Here is a 1,003-nt window from a genome sequence, read left to right as displayed (position 1 = left end):
TGAAAGACATCCTGAAAGCGACAAAAACCCGGACAGTGACCGCCCGTGACGGTCTGTTGAGAGTCGATATCTGGGGGCGTCTGTGGGTTGGCCTGCTCTCTGACACAGGGCTGGTGACATGGTCAGTCGCCGACAGCTCTGACCAGCTGAAAGCGCTTCGCATGAGTAACGGCGATACCACCGTCGAACGCATGTCCGAAAAAGACCGGTTGACTGAAGGTGCCACCGGACTCCGTCAGCTGCCCGCTGTGTTGTCAGAGAACAGCGGGTTGCTGGGGCCCGTCAATCCCGATGATCTGGTGCCAACCCCGGAAATATTCGATCGCAGTCTGAAGCCGCATCTGCAGGGTGTGATAAGCTCGAATGACGTTGCCGCGCTGGAAAGGAAAATCGCTCAATTTGACCCACTTCGCCGTAAGGGAACCGCCCTTGAAAAATACTTCCTCGTCTATAGCATGCAGCAAAACCTGCCCGGAACTCTTACCGGAGGAAGATCCGTAGCCGCCCACCTGGCCGCCACAATAAACGAGTACCTGCACGATGCTCTGGTCGAGGTACCTAAAGAGCTTCATGCTGTCTGGATTGGCAGTCTCAACGATAATGTTAAAAGGTATATCAAGATCTGGGTTTCACAGGTTTCCGACTGGCCCCTGACCCTTTGGCATGATCCGCAAGCGCTTTTAGCACTGTTTCTTGCCCGACAAATACATAAGGCTGTTGCCGTTGAGAAAATACCCGAGACATTACTGACAGAAGAACATACCAAAGATGAATTTTTGGCACGTTTTTATCATCTACAAGATCTGGCCTATAACACTATAAAAAAAGGCATCGCCCGGGGCAAAACCTTCGACGACATGGCAAAGGTGTTTTTAGTCAACCATTTGGGTATGGATCAAAGCGAATTAGAGAAAATACAAGAAGAAAGCCTGAAGCAATACAGGGAGTTTGCCAATGAGATAGCCAAACTTCAGGGTAACCCTGAGTCAGGGGGGTTCAAGCT

At 50.9% G+C, this 1,003-nt stretch carries 1 protein-coding gene; it reads left to right on the top strand.

The genetic code is table 11. The features are described from left to right. Positions 1 to 1,003 (top strand): TcdA/TcdB catalytic glycosyltransferase domain-containing protein (locus KDK18_RS00030; protein ID WP_257252300.1); only part of this gene is annotated, 1,003 nt, incomplete at both ends.

The organism is Endozoicomonas sp. SESOKO3, assembly GCF_024606255.1.
This window is presented reverse-complemented; position numbering and strand designations above follow the sequence as displayed.